The organism is Bacillus sp. FSL W7-1582, assembly GCF_038593325.1.
Taxonomy (GTDB): Bacteria; Bacillota; Bacilli; order Bacillales; family Bacillaceae; genus Bacillus; species Bacillus altitudinis.
In genome coordinates, this window is the sequence record NZ_CP151987.1 from 301,410 (window position 1) to 323,224 (window position 21,815).

Here is a 21,815-nt window from a genome sequence, read left to right on the forward strand (position 1 = left end):
GAAAAACATCCGCCCCATTAGCCGGCGGATGTTTTTTCTTTGTAGCGGTGTGCTGACTTTGCTGGTTTGCCGAGCAGCATAGGATACTTGCTCAAGAAAGAGATACATGGCACCATGAGCAGCAATGTACCGATCGTATAAAAGAGCGTCCAAGAAAGCTGCGCTGTATCAGAGATATTGATGCCTAGTCCGTAATAAATAAATGCCTTCATGATATCGATACCGGCAAATTGCAGGACGAGAATCACAATGGAATGACGTCCGAGATACGTCAATATCGTGGACGTTTTCAATTTGAAGCTTAAATAAATGACAGCAGCTGAACCGAGCAGTGCACAAGCATAAAAAATGAATAGATCTCCATAGTCATTGACCCGCATATCAATTCGTGAATTAAAGCTTTGCATATATGCAGTCAGTACAAGCAGACCTGTACATAACAGAAGGGTAGGATCTGTTTTTAATTCCACAAACCATTGTTTTGCTAAAAATCCAATTGAATAAAACACAACAGCCGTTAACGCAACGTTGGCGTTCCAAGGGAGACTCTGGTTTAACAATAGCGTGGAAGCATATCCGGCTCCGCCGCAAAGGACGGTCAGTAACATCAATACAGCTGGTTTTCCTTTTGTCAGACGATGCATTAAGAAAAACAACATTTCCACTAAAAAGAGCGTCGTTAAAAACCAGATGGCTGGGTTATGCGTCAGTCTTGCTTCATCGGCATTTGAAATGAAAATTCCCGTAAATGGAACGAAGGGATCAATATCTGTTTGCCCTTTAAAGGCGAAAAATCGGGTCACCGTGAACCAGAAAACGTACGTAATAATGGAGAAATAGAGATAAGGTAAGAGCAAGCTTTTCGCTTTTTTCTGTATAAATGACATAGCAGGTTGTGAGGATGATCGAAACATCATACCTGATAGTAAAAAGAAGAGTGGCATATGAAAAGAGTATATAAATTGCTTGAATGAATCAGGAATGGGTACATGCGCCATAACGACGAGCAGAATGCCGATTCCTTTAGCCGCATCCACCCAGTCGAGTCGTTTATTCATGGCCAGTCATCTCCTTCCATCTCAGCATTGTAAACCGTTACTTCATATGTACCTCTACTATATAAAAGGTACACCTACAATGCGTTTACAGTTCGCTAACGATTAGAAGACACATTTGCGATCAGATGACAGAAGGAAGCTTTTTGACATCTCGATGTTACATTTCCCATTTTTTATAACAATGTAAAAAAAGAAGCCAATGAAAGATTGGCTTCAAAATAGTTCTGCGATTCGTTCAAAGGAACGCTGTTTTTCCATTGGATCAAATGAATTGTTTAATATCATCATCTCGTCCGTTTGATAGCGGTCCATTAAGATTTGCAGCTGTTCTTTCACTGTTTGCTTTGAGCCAACAATCATTCGCTGGCGGTTTTGTAACACTTTTTTCTTTTCTTGCTCAGTGTAATGATAGTTCTCTGCTTCTTCTATAGAAGGAACGCGACTGTCCAGCCCTTTTTCAACCCGAAGTAGCCATAAGTCTGTACTGGTGGCAATGCGGCTTGCTTCCTCGTCTGTGTCTGCACAGATCACAAAGACAGCAAACATAGACTGAGGCTGACGTGAGAAAACGGATGGAGAAAAGTGTGACCGATACGCTTCAAAAGCTTGCCGGCCTCGTGCAGGATGAATAAAATGTCCGAAAATATAGTTGATTCCAAGTGATGCCGCCTGGATGGCACTGTTTTCCCCGAGTCCAAGCAGCCAGACTGGCGGATAAGAATCAACGAGCGGAGCCGCTTTCACTCCTGCATGCCGATGACCAGAAGGCAGGCTGTCAGATAAGTAAAAAAGAAGGTCCTCCAACTGGCGGTCAAATTGAGACAGTTCTTTCTTCACGCCGTCTGTCAAAGCGAGTCTCGTCCGTTCAATTCCGCCTGGGGATTTACCAACCCCGATCTCAATCCGCCCAGGGTAAAGGGCTTCAAGCTGGCGGGTGACTTCTGCTACTTTAAAAGGGCTGTACTGCGGGAGTAAAATCCCCCCAGAGCCTGTGCGCAATGTCGATGTGTGTGAAGCAATATGTGCCATTAATATTTCAGGCGCTGTACTCGCGAGTCCTCTCGTGCTGTGGTGTTCAGCAAACCAATACCGCTCATACCCCAGTGTTTCCGCAAGCTTGGCCAGCTCTGTCGTATGAACCAATGTTTCTTGTGCGGACTGGCCTTTAGGGATGGCGACTTGATCTAATATATGAAGTGATGGCATCATCAACACCCTTTCATCAATACGTTGAATTCTATTCATAAGTATAAAGAAAGTCATGAACGGAAGGAAATGAAAGGGTTTATCACAGCTATGTATGTGAATTTTCTATATCAACATATGAAGTGGGTGCGCGCCCTGTTTTTAAGCGAGAGGCTGTGTAACGGGAACATTCGACAATGTTTCACATGAAACACTTCTTTTACGACATGAATCATTTTTGTCATGGATCTTTCTTTAAAAAAATATCATCATATTGAAACCTCTTTTATACATAGATCGTATATACTAGTAAATAGAAAAAAGAGTAAGAGGCTCCAATGTCATTTCATGAATTTTGTCGAATTTTCATGTATGATGATTTTAATAGGGTCCATCGCTTAATAAATAGATTTTTATTATGCTGGAGGAGTGATTGATTTGGCGATTACATTAGAAAAAGGTCAACGTATTGATTTAACAAAAGGAAAAGCAGGACTAACCAATATTCTAGTTGGACTTGGCTGGGACCCTGTGTCACAAGGCGGCGGTTTTCTTGGAAAGCTGTTTGGCGGCGGAGGCGGCGCTGATATTGATTGTGACGCTTCAGTGCTGATGCTGAAAAATGATAAGTTTGTTGAAAATAAAGATTTGATTTACTTTGGTAACTTGAAAAGCAAATGCGGCAGTGTCGAACATACAGGTGACAACCTGACAGGTGAAGGAGACGGAGATGATGAACAAGTCCTCGTCAACTTAAGCAAGGTACCAGGCAATGTGAATAAATTGGTGTTCGTTGTGAACATTTATGATGCACTTAGAAGAAACCAACACTTTGGTATGATTCAAAATGCTTACATCCGAATTGTTGACCGTTCAAACAATCAAGAATTAGTGAAATATAATTTGAAAGATGAATATGCAGGTAAAACATCATTAATCGTTGGAGAGCTTTATCGCCACGAGAATGAGTGGAAGTTTGCAGCTGTAGGAAATGGTACAAACGATGCGAAGCTTGCCGATATTACGAGAAACTACATTTAATTAGAAGGGAGAGGTTCCTAGTGGGAATTTCTTTAGCGAAAGGTCAAAAAATTGATTTAACAAAAACGAATCCAGGTTTAACAAAAGTAGTCGTAGGTCTTGGCTGGGATGTAAACAAGTATGATGGCGGACATGACTTTGATCTAGACGCAAGCGTATTCCTTTTAGATGCAGCAGGGAAAGCAAACTCTCCATCTGACTTTGTCTTCTACAATCAAACAACTGGCGGTGGCGGAAGTATCGTACATACAGGCGATAACCGTACAGGTGAAGGAGACGGAGATGACGAGCAGGTCAATGTTGATCTTTCAACTGTACCAGCAAGTATTGAGAAAATCTCCTTCGTCATTACAATCCATGATGCAGAAGCACGCAGCCAAAACTTTGGACAGGTGTCTAACGCTTACGTCCGTATTTTAAATGCGGCATCAAATGAAGAGCTCATTCGCTATGATTTGGCAGAAGACTTTTCAATTGAAACAGCGATTATTGTAGGCGAATTATACCGTCATGGCGGAGAGTGGAAATTCTCAGCTGTTGGATCAGGCTATCAAGGCGGACTTGCCCGCATTGCAACAGACTTCGGCTTAGATATCGGGTAACGCCCGTTTTCATATTTTCAGGAGATAGGAGAGATACGAATATGGCGATTCAGCTTTCAAAAGGACAACGTGTCGATTTAACGAAAACCAATCCAGGGCTGACAAAAGTGATGATCGGACTTGGCTGGGATACGAATAAATATTCAGGCGGAGCCGAATTTGATTTGGACGCTTCGGCTTTCTTAGTAGATGCAAACAATCGTTGTCAGCAAGACACAGACTTCGTGTTCTATAATAATCTGCAGCATCCAAGCGGCAGTGTCACTCATACCGGTGATAACCGTACGGGTGAAGGAGATGGAGATGACGAGCAAATTCTCGTTGATTTCTCGAAAATTCCTGCTAACATTGATCGTATCGGAATTACAGTGACGATTCATGATGCAGAGGCACGCAGCCAGAATTTTGGACAAGTCTCTAATGCATTTGTTCGTGTTGTAAATGAAGAGGGCGGGGAAGAATTGATTCGTTTTGATTTAGGGGAGGACTTCTCAATTGAAACAGCTGTCGTCGTATGCGAACTATATAGACACGGCAGCGATTGGAAGTTTAACGCAATCGGAAGCGGATTCTCTGGCGGACTTGCAGCTCTTTGTCAAAATTATGGGTTAGAAGTGTAAAGAGAAGAAACAACTTCATTCAAGAGGCGCTGCCAATGACTCATATGAGGGGATTTTCCAAAGTGAGAAAGAAACAGCGATCAAGAATAACAGCAGGCGAAAGCCTGCTGATGCTTCTACACTTATAGGAGGAAAACCAGTTGGACATTTTGAAACATATGTTGGACACGTATGCCTCGTTTTTTGATTGGCATATGTGGGCAGAGGTATTAACAAATCCTGTCTCTTGGGGGCTTATTGGGACCCTTGTCGTGCTTGAAGGTTTGTTGTCAGCGGATAACGCACTTGTATTAGCTGTTATGGTGAAACATTTACCTGAAAAGCAGCGTAAAAAGGCATTAACCTACGGATTAATTGGCGCTTATTTCTTCCGTTTTCTATTCATTGGCGTAGGGATGCTGCTCATCAAGTTTGCTTGGGTGAAAGTCCTGGGCGCTGCATACTTAGCTTGGCTGGTCATTAAGCACTTCTGGTTAGGTGACGGAGATGACGAAGCGAAGGAATTGAAAAAAGAAGGCTGGATGATTCGCGTATTTGGCGTCTTCTGGGCAACTGTTATTTCTGTAGAAATTATGGACCTTGCCTTCTCGGTAGACAGTATCCTTGCTGCATTCGCTGTATCTGAGGAAGTATGGATTCTTCTTTTAGGTGGAATGCTTGGAATTCTCATGATGCGTACAGTGGCACAATTATTCCTTGTGCTCATCGACCGTATACCAGAGCTTGAGAATACGGCATTTATTCTCATTGGAATTATTGCCATCAAAATGGGCTTAAGTGCTGCTCATATTGAAATCCCGCATCTCGCATTCTTTGCGATTATTATCCTAGCGTTTATCGGAACGTTTATTGTTCATAAAATCAATAAGAAGAAGCATCAAGGTGTAACAAACGAAGCTGCGGCTTCAAAAGAAGAATAGGACGATCAAAAAGGAATGGAGTTGACTAGCGGCTCCATCCTTTTTTGAATCATCAAGTCATTACAACAGGAGGTGGCACTGCATGCGATATTTTCGTTTTTTATCAGAGACGAGGCAGCACGATATTTTTTTAAAGCGGCCGGCGGCAGTTCATTCATTGACGCCAAGGCATGTACTTGCGCATGCATTAGGTGCTACTTTGTATATGCCTGCGACAAGACAGGATGTAGCAGACATGCTGCTTTCGCAGAAATATGAAGCGCTTTGCTCTGTTGTGTTTTGCTTGGAGGACGCCATTGGTGATCAGGAAGTGGACATGGCTGAACAGAATATAGTGGTACAATTGACCTGCCTTACTGAGACAATTCATCACTCTCCAGAAATAGCTGAGCATTTGCCGCTTTTATTTATTCGAGTTCGTTCGCCTAAACAACTGCTCAAAATGGCAGATTTGCTCGGTCCCTCTCTTCATTTACTGACTGGTTTTGTGTTTCCAAAGTGCTCCGTTCACAATGCAAAGGAATATGTAGACAGTTTGAAACGAGCTTCAGCACAAACTCAGAAAACACTATACGGAATGCCCATTTTAGAAACACCAGATTTATTAGAAAAAGAAACGAGATATCAGGTGTTGTCTGAGTTAAAGCAGATCATGCTGAATGATGAGGAATATATTTTGAATATTCGCATTGGAGCAACGGATCTGTGTGGATTATACGGCATTCGCCGTGATCGCGAGACCACCATTTATGAGATCAGAGTCATTGCTGAGTTGATCACAGATATCATCAATTATTTTGGTCGTTCATTTGTGATATCAGGTGCTGTATGGGAGCATTTTGGACCGGCACGAAAAGAACAAAATCCATTCATCTGTGCAATTTCTAAGAGCGGTGAATCTTCCTCATCTGAACTCGATCATATGCAAGGTCTGCTCAAAGAGACAAAGATGGATGTGGTAAACGGTATTCATGGCAAGACAGTCATCCATCCAACGCATCTCAAGCCAGTTCAAAGCATGTACGTTGTCACAAAGGAAGAGTACATGGATGCATTAAGTATTTTAGAGCATGCAGATGGTACAGTCGGCGTGATGAAGAGTACCTTTTCTAATAAAATGAACGAAACGAAGCCGCACTATCGCTGGGCGGAAAACATTTTAATGAAGTCAGACATTTACGGGGTGTTTCATGAAAATAGAAGCTATATCGACATACTCACAGAAGCAGAAGCCGCATACGCTGAACATCTTGGAACATATGGAGGTGGAGCTTAACCTCAAAGAGGGTACGCTTCAGCTTGAAAAAGAACATCTTTTTGACATGGCGGCACGGGTGAACAAAAAGAGAGCCTTTTTATTTGTTAGCAAGGTGCTCGGGAAACATATGCCTGTTCACCCGTTGAAGCCACTCCTCGTCTCAGGTCTTTTGGCAATGGCTTATGCAAAAGAACAAACAGGCAAGACGCCCCCGCATCAAGACGATGTAGTAGAAGCACTAAAAACGAATGATCATGTTAAGTTAACTGAAGCCTATGCTGCGCTCAAAAAAGAGAAGCTTTCGGCGGTAAACGAGCCGATTGTGATCGGCTTTGCTGAAACGGCAACAGCGCTTGGTCATGGTGTGTATGACGTCATAGAAGGAGCATCTTACATTCATACGACACGTGAACAGCTGTTGGATCTTGATCCTTCACTCGTATTTGAAGAGGAACATTCTCATGCGACAGATCAGCTTTGCTACGCAGATGACGCCTTACTTCGGACGGATCGCCCGATTGTGCTAGTAGATGATGAGGTCACGACAGGCCGGACAAATATGAATATCATTCGGGATCTGCACGCAAAGCACCCTAGATCCTCTTATACGATTCTATCCATTTTAGATTGGAGAACAGAGGAGCACGAGGAAGCGATGCTTCAGCTTCAAGAGGAGCTAGGGGTAAATATCACATCATTATCTTTATTAAAAGGGCAGATGATGTTTCGGGGGACAACGCTGGATGAGCCTGCTTATTCGTATGAAATTGCTGCGCAAGAGAAAAGACCTGAACTCTCTTTTCATTCTCTTCAATCCTTCTTTAAGCAAGTGCCATATTCACTTTCCCATGCAGTCAATCCGGCGGGGCATTCGCCGTATATCCATGAAACAGGTCGTTTCGGTTTAAGCGCAGTGGACACGGACGCCATTGATCAAGCAGCTACTGAGGCTGGGCTGAAGCTTCAGCGAGAACGAAAAGGAAAACAGACACTCTGCTTAGGAACAGGAGAATTGATGTATGTGCCGATGAGACTTGCAGCTCATATGGGCGAAGGTGTCCTTTTTCATTCGACGACAAGAAGTCCGATTCATCCGGTTGAAAAGGAAGGGTACGCTGTTCAAAACGGATTCGCATTTTTGAGTCCAGAGGATGCTCGCATTCAGCACTACGTGTACAATATCCCTAAAGATCAGTACGATGATGTCTTTTTGTTTTTTGAGAAAAAGGTGTCTCAAGAAGCTTTGATGCCGCTGATCCACTTATTTGCCGAGCGGCATGTGAAGCATGTGCATATTGTGACTTTATCAGATGAGGTGAAGGTGAATGGCTAACGTGTATACAAAGATGGGAAGCTATCCAGAGCAGGACGTAACCTTCTTACTCAAGGATTTATCATCGATTGAGATGGAGAAAAGTACAGAAGAGCGGGAGCGCTCTATTCAAAGCGGTGCCCATTACTCAGAAATGCTGCCAATTGAATATAAGCCGACGGCATCTTATATGGACTTATTCTATCAATCTCTTGAAGAAAGTAAGCAAAAGGTAGCGGAAGCCGTAGCGGTTGTCGCAGAACAAATTGTGAAAAAGCGAGGATTTCAAACCGTTCTGTGCAGCTTGGCACGGGCCGGGACACCAATCGGGGTGCTCATTAAACGGTATATCAGAAAGACGTATGGTCTCGATTTGCCGCATTATAGCATCTCTATTATTCGTGACCGTGGAATAGATGAGAATGCGCTGCATTATATACTCAAAGAACATCCAGGTTTTGAGATTGCCTTTATTGACGGTTGGACCGGAAAGGGTGCTATTTCCAAAGAGCTTCAAAAAGCGGTGCTCGATTTTGAACAGAAATATGGAATTCGTCTTTCGAGTGAGCTAGCTGTGCTTGCTGATCCTGGTTATTGTACGAGTGTTTACGGAACGAGAGAGGATTTCCTCATTCCAAGTGCCTGCTTGAATTCAACGGTCTCTGGCCTAGTTAGTCGAACGGTGCTAAACAACCGCTGGATCCATGCCGATGATTTCCATGGGGCCAAGTATTATGAAGAGCTCATTGATGAGGATGTCTCTAATCTGTACGTGAATACAATTGAAGAAGCATTTTCTGAACTTAATGCAAATGTACAAGAGAAAGCAGAGACCCTGCTCGCACAAGGAACGCCTCCTGACTGGCGGGGGATGACCTCCATTGAAGCAATTGGTCAGGAGTTCCAAATTGACAATACGCATTTGATTAAGCCGGGCGTCGGTGAGACGACCCGTGTGCTGCTCAGAAGAGTCCCTTGGAAAATACTCATTCAGCCAGGATCTCGGGAAAAGCTCAAGCACATTTTACTACTCGCAGAGGACAGAGGCGTGCCTGTGATTGAATATGCCAACATGTCCTACACATGCTGCGGGCTCATCCGCCCGTTGGAGCAATCGTCATGAAGAATATCGCATTTGCCAGTGATTTAGACCGGACACTGATATACTCACATCGAATGCTGGAGCAGTATGCATACAAGGGAGCATACGAATTAATTGAGGTGCTGGACGACCGGCCGCTTTCCTATGTGTCGATTGAAACGAAAGCATCCTTACAGGCAATTCATCAAGCAGGTTGGTTTATCCCAGTGACGACAAGAACGACAGCACAATTTGAACGAATCACTCTCTTTCAGCAAGAGATCAAACCAGAGTATGCCGTCACGACAAACGGCGGCTGTATCCTTCATCACGGCAAGCCGCTTGAGGAGTGGCAGGCGATTGTAGATGAGAGACTGCAAGAGTGTATGCCGGTGAGAGATATGCTGCGGGCGATCTCTGAACTTCCGGTTGCCGCTTGGGTGAAACGTACTCGAACAGCTGAGGGAAAATTTCTTTATTTAATTATGAAAGACGAGTTTCTTTCTCATATTCCGCTTGCTGAATTAAGGCTGTGGGGTGAGGAGAGAGGCTGGCAGGTTTCCCTTCAGGGCCGGAAGCTATATTTTATTCCAAAGCCGCTCAATAAGTGGGCTGCTGTTGCTTTTCTAAAAGAAAGGCTACACCTTGAATATGTATATGGTGCGGGCGACTCCTTGTTAGATGCTGATCTCATACGTCAAGCGGATAAAGGCTTCGCTCCGAGTCATGGGGAAGTCTTAGATGTTGAGCTATCGTTTGAACCGACGACAGCCTCTGGCATGGCGGCGGCAGACGAAATCGCCGCTTCTGTCGCAAAGAAGATGAACACAGCAAAAAAGCCTTCGATTCGATAGCAGAAGTAGAAGGCTGAATGATATGATAGTAGTAGCTTTCGAGAAAATATAGGAGAAAGGAAGGAGCGGCGTGAGTTATAAAGAAATCAACGTAACCCAGACACGGGCGAAACAGGAAGCCTGGAAAAACCTGCTGAAAAAGCCGCTCCCTGAACGAGACGGCTACGTCAAGGACGAGCACACCTTATCCTTGCCGCGTCTCGCTGCCCGTGTCCTTGGAACTCCACATGATGCAACCGATTATTTTATTTATTTACATGAATTATACGAAACTGACGGCATGCATATTTTAAGTGAAACCCTCAACCGGCATATTGAGCCGGAGCACTTTCAAGCGCTCCAGCGGATTCATATGATCAATCAGGAAGAAAAGGGATTGTCCGTGAATCGATTTGTGGCTTTCTTAGACGGTGAACAGCTCATTGTCCGTCATCCAAACCCAGTGATAAACCGGCATATTCGCCTTTCGTTAATCCAGGTGTTTGAACATTTCAAGCAGTTGCATGAAGGGGGATTCAAGCATCCTGATTTCCGCCGTGTGTTGCTAGATGTGGTGAAGTTTTCAAATAATCATCTAGGACCATGGCTGAAGGAAGTCAATATGGAAGAAAAAATGCCAGCTGTCATTTGGTATGGAGAGGCGAATAAAAGTCAGCTTTATTTTCTTTACTATGTCATGCTGATTGGCTGTGATGTGGTGCTGTTTCATCCAGAAGGCAAGGATCAATTTCGTGAATTAGATCCAGAAGAAAAGCTGACTTTTATTGATCAGTATCCAGGGACGTCAAAGCTTGAACCGTTCCCTACTGAAAAGCCTGAGAGGAAATCAACGGTGGCGTATCGTTCGACAAGAGAGCTTGAAGAGGTACTTCACACAGAAGATTCCATGCTGTATAAGCCATGGCAATTCAGAGATCATACCCCTCATTCTATTACGCTAAAGACAACGTATGATGAGCTGTTTTTAATTGCAAAGGAACGGTCGTTTATCCGCCCGAATTTCAAAGCAGACCGTGACACCATACAGATTCCGAATCTTTTTGCGAAGATGATGGGGGTGACGAGAGACAAGCGAGAATATTGGGACCGTATCCATACGCTAATGGAGGGGAAAGAAACGAAAACGATTCGTCATTTCCCTTTCACACAAGAAGTGTCTTCAAATTATCAATTTCATTATCAGCATGCACTTTCTAAAGCAGGAGAGGTTGACCCTGATTTGTTAATGAAAAGCAATGTGTGGCAGTTCTCGCATTTGTATGAGGGCACGCAGCGTGCGATCGCAGAGGCCATTTCTCGCATTTGTCAGCATCCGAAGCTGTTAAAAGAAGGCCATGAGACCGAATTAGATGTACGTATTTATTTATTCAAGCAGCTTTTGCATATGAATCAAGATGTAATTGAACTCATTCAAACCTTTGATTATGCCCAGACTGTACCGAAAGTGATTTTATACCATACGGAATATAATGGTGAGCTGACTCGTTCTGATGCGGCTGCCCTGATTTTCCTAAATGAAATGGGTGTGGATCTCTTCGTCTATCATCCCGCCGGCTATCAGTGTATAGAGCGGTATATAGACGATCAATTATTTGATACACATTGGCTTGATGAAATGGTCATGAACCAAGAGTTTAAAGAGCCGTCCATTGTGAGAAAGTTATTTCAATCCATTAAAAACCGATAAGGAGATCAAAGCTTATGACAAATACAAACGGAAATGACATCATTTCAATTGATAAAGAGGAAATCACGATTGAAAAGGCAGACGATATTCGCGTTCAGCTGCGCAATGAACCAGAAGTCCAAAACATTGCGAGACAGATTGATGCCAAAAATCAGCTTGAACTGCTTGAATACGGAAAACAGCCGGCTGTCGAAATCTCTAAGTTTTCTGACCGTATCCTCTCTATGATGCGTTCAACAAGTGTCACAGACTCAGGAACGATGCTTACACAGCTTGGAAAAATTATGGATCGTTTTGATAAAAATGATTTTGACGAGCCTAAGGGTGGTTTGTTATCAAAAATCTTTAAACGCGGCGGCAGCATGATCGAAAAGATTTTCAGCAAATATCAAACGCTCGGTGCAGAAATTGAAAAAATCAATGTGGAAATCAGTAAATACAAAGATGAAATGACCAAATCGACGGTTACGCTTGAAGAAATGTATGAGCATAACATTCAATACTATATGGAGCTTGAAAAGTATGTCGTCGCAGGGCAAATGAAGATCGAAGAATTAAAACAATTGGTTCCTTCTTATGAAGAAAAAGCGGCGGGGGGAAACCAGCTGGCACAAATGGAGTTGGATACGCTTCGTAATGGGATTCAAGCGCTTGAAGAGCGTGTATATGATCTTGATATGGCACGGATGGTGGCACTTCAAACGGCACCGCAAATCCGTTTGCTGCAGCGTGGTAATACGAAATTAATCGGGAAAATTAACTCTGCCTTCATCATTACGATTCCGATTTTCAAAAATGGAATCATTCAAGCGGTAACAGCGAAGAGACAAAAGCTTGTGGCTGATTCCATGAGTGAACTGGACAGAAGAACGAATGAAATGCTGAAACGAAATGCTGAAAATATCTCAAGTCAAAGTGTTGAGATTGCTAAATTATCAGGTCGTCCAAGCATCGACATTGAAACGATCGAATCATCCTTCAATACGATTGTACAAGGGATGAAAGAGACGAAGCAGATTGAAGAAGAAAACAAACGATTACGTGAGGACGGAACAAAACGTATGCTTGAACTTCAAGATAATATTAAGAAAGCTGCCCTAGAGTCCTAAAAAAACAGGCTGTCTGTAACGAAAGTTGCAGGCAGTTTTTTCATGAATTTGATTAAAATTTGAGGAAAAAGGTTTTTATGTGACCTTTTTCGGGTAAATCCTGTTCAGGGGCATGGTTCACCCATGAAAGAAAAAGGCCGCTATCACAAGGATTCGACTTATTTTTTAGCACAATAAGGAATTTCCAGTAAAATATTGTCTGGTGAGAGAAAATACCCCGTAAAATATGTAGTTTATGAAGCATTCTATAGGATTTACGAGTAATACGGCGTATAAACTGTAATCACCAGACCTCTATATGGAATTCATACATATTGTACGGAAATAAGCGAATTCTAAAGATTGTTCGCATCATAACGCTTATGTTACGGTTATAAAGATGCTAATTTGGAGGGAAAAAATGAATTCTGAAGAGAGAAAGATCAAAATCAAGATAAATAATGTATCTAAAATTTTCGGTAAAAATGCTAAAAAAGCATCTCAAATGCTTGAAAAAGGGAAGACAAAGAGAGAAATCCTAAAAGAGACCGGCGCAACAGTTGGTGTCAATCGAGCAAATTTTGATGTGTATGACGGCGAGATATTTGTCATCATGGGGCTATCAGGGAGCGGAAAGTCCACACTTGTGCGGCTGCTAAATAGGTTAATCGAACCAACCTCCGGCGAAATTTATATTGATGGGGATATGATAACAAATATGTCAAAGGATCAATTGCGTGAAGTTAGACGGAAAAAGATCAGCATGGTCTTCCAAAACTTCGCATTGTTCCCGCATCGTACCATTCTGGAGAATACAGAATACGGGCTTGAATTGCAAGGTGTAGAAAAAGAACAGCGCCGCTCTAAAGCGCTTGAATCTTTAAAGCTTGTTGGACTTGAAGGTTTTGAAGAGCAGTACCCAAATCAATTAAGTGGCGGTATGCAGCAGCGTGTTGGATTGGCACGTGCACTAGCTAATGACCCTGATATTTTGTTAATGGATGAAGCATTCAGCGCACTAGATCCATTAATTCGTAAAGACATGCAGGATGAATTGCTTGAGCTTCATACGTCTGTAGGAAAAACAATTATTTTCATCACGCATGATTTAGATGAAGCGCTTCGTATTGGCGACCGCATTGTCCTCATGAAAGACGGGAATATCGTTCAAATCGGAACACCAGAAGAAATTCTGATGAACCCATCGAACGAGTATGTTGAACGTTTCGTTGAAGATGTAGACCTTTCTAAAGTATTAACCGCTGGTCATATTATGAAACGTGCAGAAACAGTTCAGCTTGATAAAGGGGCACGTGTTGCGCTCACGCTCATGAAGAACCTTGGTATTTCGTCTATCTATGCAGTAGATAAGAAAAAGCATTTATTAGGTGTTATTTCTGCACAAGCAGCGAAAAAAGCGGCAGAAACGGGTGCGTCGCTAGAAACTGTTCTTGATAAAGAATTTACGACAGTATTGGAATCAACGTATTTAACAGAGATCTTTGACGCGGTGTCTGATGCGAACATTCCAATTGCCGTTGTAGATGAGAAAAACAGAATGAAGGGTATTGTGGTCAGAGGTGCATTGATTGGTGCATTATCAGGTAATGATGAATATATCAACATGTCTTCTAACGAGCTAGAGGAAATTAAAGCACAAGAGCCTTCTGCACAGGAGGTAGAATAAGATGTTTAGTATGAGTGATTTACCTAGAATTCCGTTCGCGGATTATATCGATCAATTTGTTGACTGGTTAACATTAACCTTTGGTGGTTTCTTTGATGGCATCACAAATGGATTAGCTGGAACAGTAAATGGTATTGTAGCTGCACTTGGCGTCATTCCATCCATTATTTTAACGCTTATCTTTGCCGGCATTGCTTGGTGGATCAGTACAAGAGGAGTTGCTCTTTTCACACTTATTGGATTCTTACTGATCGACTATTTAGGCTACTGGCAGCCAATGCTGCAAACACTTGCGCTCGTTCTGACAGCTGTGGTCATTTCTATCGTGATCGGGGTTCCGATCGGTATTTGGGCATCACAGAAGGAAACGGTGCGTAAAATTGTCACACCTATTTTAGACTTAATGCAGACAATGCCTGCATTCGTATACCTTTTACCAGCGATCTTCTTCTTTAATATTGGAGTTGTTCCTGGGGTTGTGGCATCGGTTATTTTCTCTATGCCGCCAACGATTCGTATGACCATTCTTGGGATTAAACAAGTACCATCTGATTTAATTGAAGCAACAGAAGCTTTTGGTTCAACGACATTCCAGCGTTTGTTCAAAGTTCAGCTTCCACTTGCTACAAAAACCATCTTAGCTGGGATTAACCAAAGTATCATGCTTGCTCTATCCATGGTCGTCATTGCGGCAATGGTTGGTGCACCAGGACTTGGTTCGGAAGTATATAGTGCAGTAACGCAGCTGAAAACAGGGATTGGTTTTGAAGCTGGTATTGCCATTGTTATCGTAGCGATTACACTGGATCGTATTACACAAAACATTAAAACGAAAAAAACCAGGGGGAATGCTTAATGTGGAAAAAGTCTCTCTACATTGGGATGACCGCCCTGCTCGTCTTTTTACTAGCGGCTTGTGGTGCACAATCAGATTCAAATGCAAGTGCAGCACAGCAGGTCAATAAAACGATTATCGGGATTGATCCGGGTTCAGGTATTATGGCCTTAACCGATCAAGCGAAAAAGGATTACGGTTTAGAGGATTGGACGGTTGTATCTGCCTCAAGTGCAGCGATGACAGCGACATTGAAGAAATCGTATGACCGTAAAAAACCGATTATCATCACTGGCTGGAATCCTCACTGGATGTTTTCCCGCTACGATTTGAAATATTTAGATGATCCGAAAAAATCATATGGTGACGAAGAAGAAATTCACACCATTTCTCGTAAAGGATTTGCGAAGGATCAGCCGGAAGCAGCCAAAATGCTCAGTCAGTTTAAATGGTCTCAAGATGATATGGGTGAAGTGATGCTTGATATTCAGGATGGCGTCAAACCAAAGGATGCTGCAGTTAAATATGTGAAAAAGCATAAAGATCAAGTAGCGAAATGGACAAAAGGCGTGAAAAAGTCAAACGGTGACAAAATCAATCTTGCCTACGTTGCGTGGGATAGTGAGATTGCAAGTACCAATGTGGCCGCAGAGGTATTGCGTGAACTTGGCTTTAAAGTGACCTTGACTCAGGTTGAAGCGGGCCCAATGTGGACAGCAATTGCAACCGGAAGTGCTGATGCATCATTATCTGCATGGCTTCCAAATACGCATAAAACGTATGCAGCGAAGTTTAAAGGAAAATATGATGATCTCGGTACAAGTATGAAGGGTCTTCGCATGGGTCTCGTTGTTCCGACTTATATGAAAAACGTCAACTCGATCGAAGATTTGAAAAAATAGCCAATTGTATAACAGTTCCCTTATAATAGAAGGGAGCATATGGAAAAAGCAGTCTGCTCAAAAAGCGACTGCTTTTTCTTATATATAAGGATGGTGGATGAGTTGTCGATGGTGGAAAAACCAATGATGATTTTCCTGCACGGTGGAGGCGTAAGCAGCTGGATGTGGCAGGAGCATATGGAAATATTCAAGGAAACGTATGAATGCTATACCCCTGATTTTATTGGTCACGGGACAAGAGCAAATGAAACGTCGTTTTCCATGCGAGAAAGTGCTTATGAAATCATTTCATGGATAAAGGAGCATGCACATGGCCGTACAGTCATTCTAATTGGCTTCTCTCTAGGTGCACAGGTAGCCGTTGATGTGTTATCGAGAGAGCCAGACATCGCAGACATCGCCATCATCAATAGCGCCCTTGTGTTGCCATTACCATGGCTCTATTTGATGGTAAGGCCCATTTTACCTCTTACATATCCGTTATTAAAGAAAGATTGGTTCATCCAGCTGCAAGCAGAAAAGATGGGACTTCCAAACGATGTACTGGATCATTATGCAGCGGATTCCAAACAATTGCAGAAGAAGACGCTGCTTACGATGTTTCAAGAAAATCTTCATTACAAGCTCCCTGACACGTTTCAACAAGCAAAGGCACGGATTCTTGTGACAGTGGGAGAAAAGGAAAAGGGCATTATGACTAGGTCAGCAGAAAAAATCACGAATGCACACCCGAATGCAGCCGGGTTCATCGTTCCTGACATTGGACATACGTTTACTTTTGAAAAGAAAGAACTTTTTGTCGACATGATCAAAAGCTTTATAGAAGCGCGTGCGTTACCAGAGGAATTAAAGGAAATAAGGAAGCTAGGCCATTTAGAAAGTAAAGATGAGCATAAAAGGGGCAGGCATGTATAAGACACTGTATGATATAGGTATAAAACGCTTACAGATGAATGGGTGTAGTGGTGGAAGCTCGTAAGTGAGCCATGAAGGAGGAAGCATGAGTAAAAACTATATCATATTCGGTGCGAGTCAAGGATTAGGGGATGCCTTTGTAAAAGGTCTTCCTTCAAGTGGAGATACAGTATGGATTGTGTCACGAAGTGAACCAAGCAGTTTGAACATAGACGATGGGGTGCGTAGAATTTGGCTGAAGATCGATTTATCAAGCCAAACCCATATCCCTTTTATGCTCGAAGCATTGAAGAATCAAACAATTGATGTACTTATTTATAACGTCGGTTTATGGGAGAAACGCGGCTTTGAAGATGATTATTCTTTCGATCATGATCAACCGGAGGATATCGCTCATTTAATCAATGTGAACGTTACCTCAACGATTACCTACATTCAAGCTCTGCTTCCGCACGTAAGGACATCTGGGAATGGAAAGATCATCGTCATTGGTTCTACTGCGGGACTTGACCATACGAATTTGTCTCAGGTTTCTTTTGTTGCTTCTAAATTTGGGCTTCGTGGTATTGTGAACGCACTAAGAGAGCACGTAAGGAAAGATAAAATATCCGTTACCTGTATCAATCCAGGGGAGCTGGCGGCAGAAGTTCCGTACGAAGATGGCGCTGAAAAAGCCATTGCTCTGTATGATGAAACGAGAATACCTGTACAAGATATTGTCGAGCTGGCGAGATGTGTTATTCATCTATCCAGGGTGTCCTGTGTCAAAGAAATCAATGTCCCGGCAATGACAGATGTGAATGCGTAAAATAAAGGAGACCACCCGCTTCAGAAAAGACGGGTGGTTTTTTTATTTTACGATGAATGCTGCTGAAGTGTTTCGTATACAGCTTCCGTCAAAATCTCAATGCCGGTAAAAATCGCAGAGCGATCGAATGTCATATAAGGGTGATGAAGCCCAGGTTTTAAATCACAGCCTAAACCGAGCATCGTCGATTTAATATGCGAAACCTTTGCTGCATAAAAATGAAAGTCCTCTCCGCCTGTCGTCACGATCGGTGGATCGAGCTGTTCTTTGCCTAGCACTTGCTCTATGGCATGTGACATGATCTCCACAGCTTCTTCATTTAATGTCGCAGCTGGAAGACGATGATCAGTTGAAAGTGTGATAGAGGCGCCAAAAGCATCCGCTACAGAATGGCATGCTCTTTCAATTTCCTTTTCTAATTCATCCATCACTTCGTTTGTCTGCGCCCGAACGTCGAGTGTAAAAGAGGCCTTGCCAGGTATGATGTTGGAGCTGCCGCCGCCTGCATTTAAATTGGTCATTTTCACAGAATGAGCGACTCGTGGATCGACATGGATATGCGCCAGTCTTTGCACAAGCGTAGATGCAACTTCGATGACGTTGACCCCAAGGTGCGGGCGTGCACCGTGTGCTTCCTCCCCTAGAATGGTCCCGACGTAATGATTACTTGATCCGTGCAAAATGGCAGGAGCGCAGCGTCCGTTTAAGGTTTCTTGAATTGGGCGCACATGCACCCCGTATAAATAATCGACGTCAGCTAACACACCTTTTTCGATCATCTTTAAAGCGCCGCCGCCTCTTTCTTCGGCAGGCTGAAAAATGAATCGGATCGTGCCACTTGGAAGTTCTTTTTCTTTCAATGCCATGAATGTCCCAAGTGCCATCGTCATATGAGCATCGTGTCCGCATGAATGGTTGGCTTGAAATACGCCATCTACTTCCTGCCACAATGCGTCAATATCGGCTCTCACAGCAACCACTGGTGCGCCTTCCCCAATTTCACCAATTACCCCTGTACAGTCTTCAAATGTTCTCGTTTTACAGCCTAATTTCTTTAATAGAGCTTCAATATAAGCTGTCGTATTTGTCTCTTCCCAGCTGATTTCTGGATGAGCGTGCAGATGTTCAAAGATGTCTGTCACGGTTTGTTTCATCTCGTTTGTCAAAGTTGTCATGAGAAGCCTCCTTGCTGACAGATAATCTGCCAAAACATTCTTTTAGTGAAATAATATTGATCTTAAATATCATCAGTGTTTATAATATAACACATCATTTGATTATTCAGAAAATTAAGTGAAATTCCGATCGGGACAAAGGGGTTTTGACAGATGAAAACAGCGACAGTATCAGCACCTGAGAAACAAAAAAGAAAACTTCAGATGCCGGATGCGTATGTACTCTTATTTATGATTGCTTTAATTTGTACGATCGCAACGTATTTTGTACCAGCCGGTGAATTTGATCGAAAAACGTCAGGAGAAATCACAACAGCTGTTCCTGGCAGTTATCACCGTATAGATCAATCACCAGTTAGTCCGGTTGGTTTTTTTACAGCGATTCAAGAAGGGATGGTTGGTTCATCCTCTATTATTTTTCTGATTCTTTTTACTGGCGGAACCATTGCGATTTTGGAAAAGACAGGTGCCATTAACGGGATGATTCACAATGTCATCAGCCGGTTCCAAACGAAACAGCTATTGTTTATTTGTATTGTTGGCGGATTGTTTTCTGTACTTGGGACGACCGGAATTGTGGTGAACTCGGTCATTGGCTTTATTCCTATTGGAATCATTGTGGCACGTTCTTTAAAGTGGGATGCAGTGGCGGGAGCGGCGGTTATTTACATCGGCTGTTATGCAGGTTTTAACGCAACCATTTTGTCTCCATCTCCATTAGGTTTATCACAAACGATTGCAGAACTGCCGATTTTTTCTGGTATTGGTCTGCGTGTCATCATTTATCTTTGTTTTCTTCTATCTAGTATTGTGTACATCTATTTATATACAAAACGCCTGAAAAATAAAGAAAAGGGGAGCCTGCTTGGTGACGAGTGGTTTCCTGCTAAAGGGCTTGGAGGAGCTGATGCGGAATCTGTGGACAAGCCTGAATTCACCGGCAGACATAAGCTGATTTTAGCGGTGTGCGGTTTGTCGCTTGGGGGTTTTTTATATGGTGCGCTTCAGCTTGGCTGGACCGATAAGGAAATGGCTGGTGTGTTTATTTTCATGGCCATTGCTGCTGGACTGCTTGGGGGATTAGCTGCCAATGATATTGCAAAAACGTTTATTGTCGGCTGTCAAAGCCTTGTATACGGCGCACTCATTGTCGGCATGGCACGCTGCATTTCAGTCATTTTGGAAAACGGCAAGCTGCTTGATACTGTGGTGAATGGGCTTGCGAGTATGCTGACAGGGTTTAGTCCAATCGCTGGTGCGATCGGCATGTATATCGCCAGTGCGCTCCTTCACTTTTTGATTTCATCAGGATCAGGAGAAGCGGTTGTCTTTATACCGATTCTTGCGCCGCTTGCTGATTTAATGGGTATCACGAGACAAGTAGCGGTAGAAGCAGTGATGCTCGGTGAAGGGGTGGTCAACTGCGTGAATCCGACTTCAGGTGTGTTGATGGCTGTCTTGGCTGCAAGTGGGATTCCATACGTGAAATGGCTGCGTTTTATGGTGCCGCTTGCGCTCATTTGGTTCGTCATCGGCCTTGTCTTTATTTGTATCGGTGTCATGATCAATTGGGGACCTTATTAAATAAGAGAGAAGCCACCAAAGAGTGTTTGGTGGCTTTTTTCTTATGAGAACATGTATGGGGACAGCGGTTTAAAACCACAATATGAGTGTTCACAAAATGGCTACATTATTTTTTTGAGCAATCCCCTTGCAAAAGTTTGTGAAGTGTTGCACAATAAGAATGTGAAATACTTCACATAAGAAAAACAACCTAGTTTTACTCAGGAGGATGAGATAAATGACAAACGAAAAAGTAAACAAAGTAGCACTTATTGGAGCAGGTTTTGTCGGCAGCAGTTATGCCTTTACATTAATAAATCAAGCAATCACAGATGAATTGGTAGTCATCGATTTGAATCAAGATAAAGCAATGGGTGACGTCATGGATTTAAACCACGGGAAAGCATTCGCCCCGCATCCTGTGAATACTTGGTATGGAGATTATGAGGATTGTCAGGATGCTGACATTGTATGTATCTGTGCTGGTGCAAACCAAAAGCCAGGTGAAACGAGACTTGACCTTGTTGAGAAAAATTTAAATATATTTAAAGGCATTGTAGACAATGTGATGAAAAGCGGATTCGATGGTATTTTCTTAGTTGCTACGAACCCAGTTGATATTTTGACTTATGCGACTTGGAAATTCAGCGGACTACCAAAAGAACGAGTGATTGGCAGTGGAACAACGCTTGATACGGCAAGATTCAGATACATGCTTAGTGAGTACTTTGAAGCAGCGGCGCACAATGTGCATGCGTACATCATTGGAGAGCATGGGGATACAGAGCTTGCTGTTTGGAGCCATGCGAATATCGGAAGTGTACCGATCACAGAATTAATGAAGAGAAATGACCAATACAAACAAGAAGATTTAGACGACATCATGGAAAATGTCCGTCATGCCGCTTACCAAATCATTGAGAAAAAAGGCGCGACTTATTACGGCGTAGCGATGAGTTTAGCCCGTATTACTAGAGCCATTTTACACAATGAAAACAGCATTTTGACTGTCAGCACTTATTTAGATGGGGAATACGGAGCAGAAGATGTCTACATTGGTGTACCTGCCCTCGTGAACCGAAATGGTGCAACAGAAGTGATGGAGCTCGCACTGAACGACACAGAAAAAGAAAAATTCGCACATAGTGTGAATGTGTTAAAAGAGATTTTAGCTCCTCATTTTTAATCAATCAAAGGCAACCTATCTGAGCAGAAAAGGATGAA

At 42.9% G+C, this 21,815-nt stretch carries 20 protein-coding genes; 17 read left to right on the forward strand and 3 right to left on the reverse strand.

What is annotated here, in order from left to right:
- Positions 1 to 17: 17 nt before the first annotated feature.
- Positions 18 to 1,058, reverse strand: a complete 1,041-nt coding sequence (locus tag NSQ11_RS01695; RefSeq protein WP_342501218.1) for an acyltransferase family protein — start codon at positions 1,056 to 1,058, stop codon at positions 18 to 20.
- A 213-nt stretch (positions 1,059 to 1,271) separates the two neighbouring features.
- Positions 1,272 to 2,264 carry an LLM class flavin-dependent oxidoreductase gene (locus tag NSQ11_RS01700; RefSeq protein WP_045034624.1) on the reverse strand — a complete coding sequence of 331 codons (993 nt, stop codon included), beginning with the start codon at positions 2,262 to 2,264 and terminating at the stop codon, positions 1,272 to 1,274.
- Positions 2,265 to 2,681: 417 nt separating this feature from the next.
- Here NSQ11_RS01700 and NSQ11_RS01705 point away from each other — a divergent pair, with 417 nt between their 5' ends.
- From NSQ11_RS01705 to NSQ11_RS01775, 15 genes are all read left to right on the forward strand, one after another.
- On the forward strand, positions 2,682 to 3,284 hold the full coding sequence (locus tag NSQ11_RS01705; protein ID WP_017358594.1) for a TerD family protein: 603 nt from the start codon (positions 2,682 to 2,684) through the stop codon (positions 3,282 to 3,284).
- Between the two features lie 20 nt (positions 3,285 to 3,304).
- Positions 3,305 to 3,886, forward strand: coding sequence for a TerD family protein (locus tag NSQ11_RS01710; protein WP_008342133.1), 582 nt, complete (start codon positions 3,305 to 3,307; stop codon positions 3,884 to 3,886).
- Positions 3,887 to 3,927: 41 nt separating this feature from the next.
- On the forward strand, positions 3,928 to 4,506 hold the full coding sequence (locus NSQ11_RS01715; protein ID WP_007498343.1) for a TerD family protein: 579 nt from the start codon (positions 3,928 to 3,930) through the stop codon (positions 4,504 to 4,506).
- Positions 4,507 to 4,646: 140 nt separating this feature from the next.
- Complete coding sequence (locus tag NSQ11_RS01720; protein WP_050826900.1) at positions 4,647 to 5,426, forward strand: TerC family protein; 780 nt, start codon at positions 4,647 to 4,649, stop codon at positions 5,424 to 5,426.
- Between the two features lie 82 nt (positions 5,427 to 5,508).
- Positions 5,509 to 6,702: an HpcH/HpaI aldolase/citrate lyase family protein gene (locus NSQ11_RS01725; protein WP_342501219.1), complete on the forward strand. Its 1,194-nt coding sequence runs from the start codon at positions 5,509 to 5,511 to the stop codon at positions 6,700 to 6,702.
- Positions 6,686 to 8,017: a phosphoribosyltransferase family protein gene (locus tag NSQ11_RS01730; protein ID WP_025206691.1), complete on the forward strand. Its 1,332-nt coding sequence runs from the start codon at positions 6,686 to 6,688 to the stop codon at positions 8,015 to 8,017. Before NSQ11_RS01725 ends, NSQ11_RS01730 begins: the two co-directional genes overlap by 17 nt.
- Positions 8,010 to 9,119, forward strand: a complete 1,110-nt coding sequence (locus NSQ11_RS01735; RefSeq protein ID WP_144610400.1) for a cysteine protease StiP family protein — start codon at positions 8,010 to 8,012, stop codon at positions 9,117 to 9,119. The genes NSQ11_RS01730 and NSQ11_RS01735 overlap by 8 nt, the downstream gene beginning before the upstream one ends.
- A complete protein-coding gene (locus NSQ11_RS01740) occupies positions 9,116 to 9,931 on the forward strand; it encodes an HAD family hydrolase (RefSeq protein ID WP_035390542.1) in 816 nt (271 codons plus the stop codon). The genes NSQ11_RS01735 and NSQ11_RS01740 overlap by 4 nt, the downstream gene beginning before the upstream one ends.
- A 70-nt stretch (positions 9,932 to 10,001) precedes the next feature.
- Complete coding sequence (locus NSQ11_RS01745) at positions 10,002 to 11,618, forward strand: YceG family protein (protein WP_342501220.1); 1,617 nt, start codon at positions 10,002 to 10,004, stop codon at positions 11,616 to 11,618.
- A 14-nt stretch (positions 11,619 to 11,632) separates the two neighbouring features.
- Entirely contained in the window at positions 11,633 to 12,727 is a 1,095-nt protein-coding gene (locus tag NSQ11_RS01750) for a toxic anion resistance protein (protein ID WP_007498324.1), read from the forward strand.
- Between the two features lie 400 nt (positions 12,728 to 13,127).
- The gene (gene opuAA, locus NSQ11_RS01755; RefSeq protein ID WP_008342124.1) at positions 13,128 to 14,393 is read left to right on the forward strand and encodes a glycine/proline betaine ABC transporter ATP-binding protein OpuAA; all 1,266 of its coding nucleotides are present in this window, start codon (positions 13,128 to 13,130) and stop codon (positions 14,391 to 14,393) included.
- Positions 14,394 to 14,403: 10 nt separating this feature from the next.
- Positions 14,404 to 15,249 (forward strand): glycine/proline betaine ABC transporter permease subunit OpuAB, encoded by an 846-nt coding sequence (gene opuAB, locus NSQ11_RS01760; RefSeq protein WP_024718999.1) that lies wholly within the window; start codon positions 14,404 to 14,406, stop codon positions 15,247 to 15,249.
- The gene (locus tag NSQ11_RS01765) at positions 15,249 to 16,130 is read left to right on the forward strand and encodes a glycine betaine ABC transporter substrate-binding protein (RefSeq protein ID WP_008342122.1); all 882 of its coding nucleotides are present in this window, start codon (positions 15,249 to 15,251) and stop codon (positions 16,128 to 16,130) included. The genes opuAB and NSQ11_RS01765 overlap by 1 nt, the downstream gene beginning before the upstream one ends.
- 39 nt (positions 16,131 to 16,169) lie before the next feature.
- The gene (locus tag NSQ11_RS01770) at positions 16,170 to 17,045 is read left to right on the forward strand and encodes an alpha/beta hydrolase (protein WP_138825007.1); all 876 of its coding nucleotides are present in this window, start codon (positions 16,170 to 16,172) and stop codon (positions 17,043 to 17,045) included.
- 85 nt (positions 17,046 to 17,130) lie between these two features.
- Positions 17,131 to 17,853 (forward strand): SDR family oxidoreductase, encoded by a 723-nt coding sequence (locus NSQ11_RS01775; RefSeq protein ID WP_052320683.1) that lies wholly within the window; start codon positions 17,131 to 17,133, stop codon positions 17,851 to 17,853.
- A gap of 47 nt (positions 17,854 to 17,900) precedes the next feature.
- Here NSQ11_RS01775 and NSQ11_RS01780 read toward each other — a convergent pair whose 3' ends face one another.
- Positions 17,901 to 19,028, reverse strand: coding sequence for a M20 peptidase aminoacylase family protein (locus NSQ11_RS01780; RefSeq protein WP_052320682.1), 1,128 nt, complete (start codon positions 19,026 to 19,028; stop codon positions 17,901 to 17,903).
- A 153-nt stretch (positions 19,029 to 19,181) separates the two neighbouring features.
- Between NSQ11_RS01780 and NSQ11_RS01785 the strand changes: the two genes are divergently transcribed.
- Together NSQ11_RS01785 and NSQ11_RS01790 are read left to right on the forward strand one after the other, a co-directional pair.
- Entirely contained in the window at positions 19,182 to 20,612 is a 1,431-nt protein-coding gene (locus NSQ11_RS01785; RefSeq protein ID WP_007498311.1) for a YfcC family protein, read from the forward strand.
- Between the two features lie 217 nt (positions 20,613 to 20,829).
- Positions 20,830 to 21,777: an L-lactate dehydrogenase gene (locus NSQ11_RS01790; protein WP_007498309.1), complete on the forward strand. Its 948-nt coding sequence runs from the start codon at positions 20,830 to 20,832 to the stop codon at positions 21,775 to 21,777.
- Positions 21,778 to 21,815 lie beyond the last annotated feature (38 nt).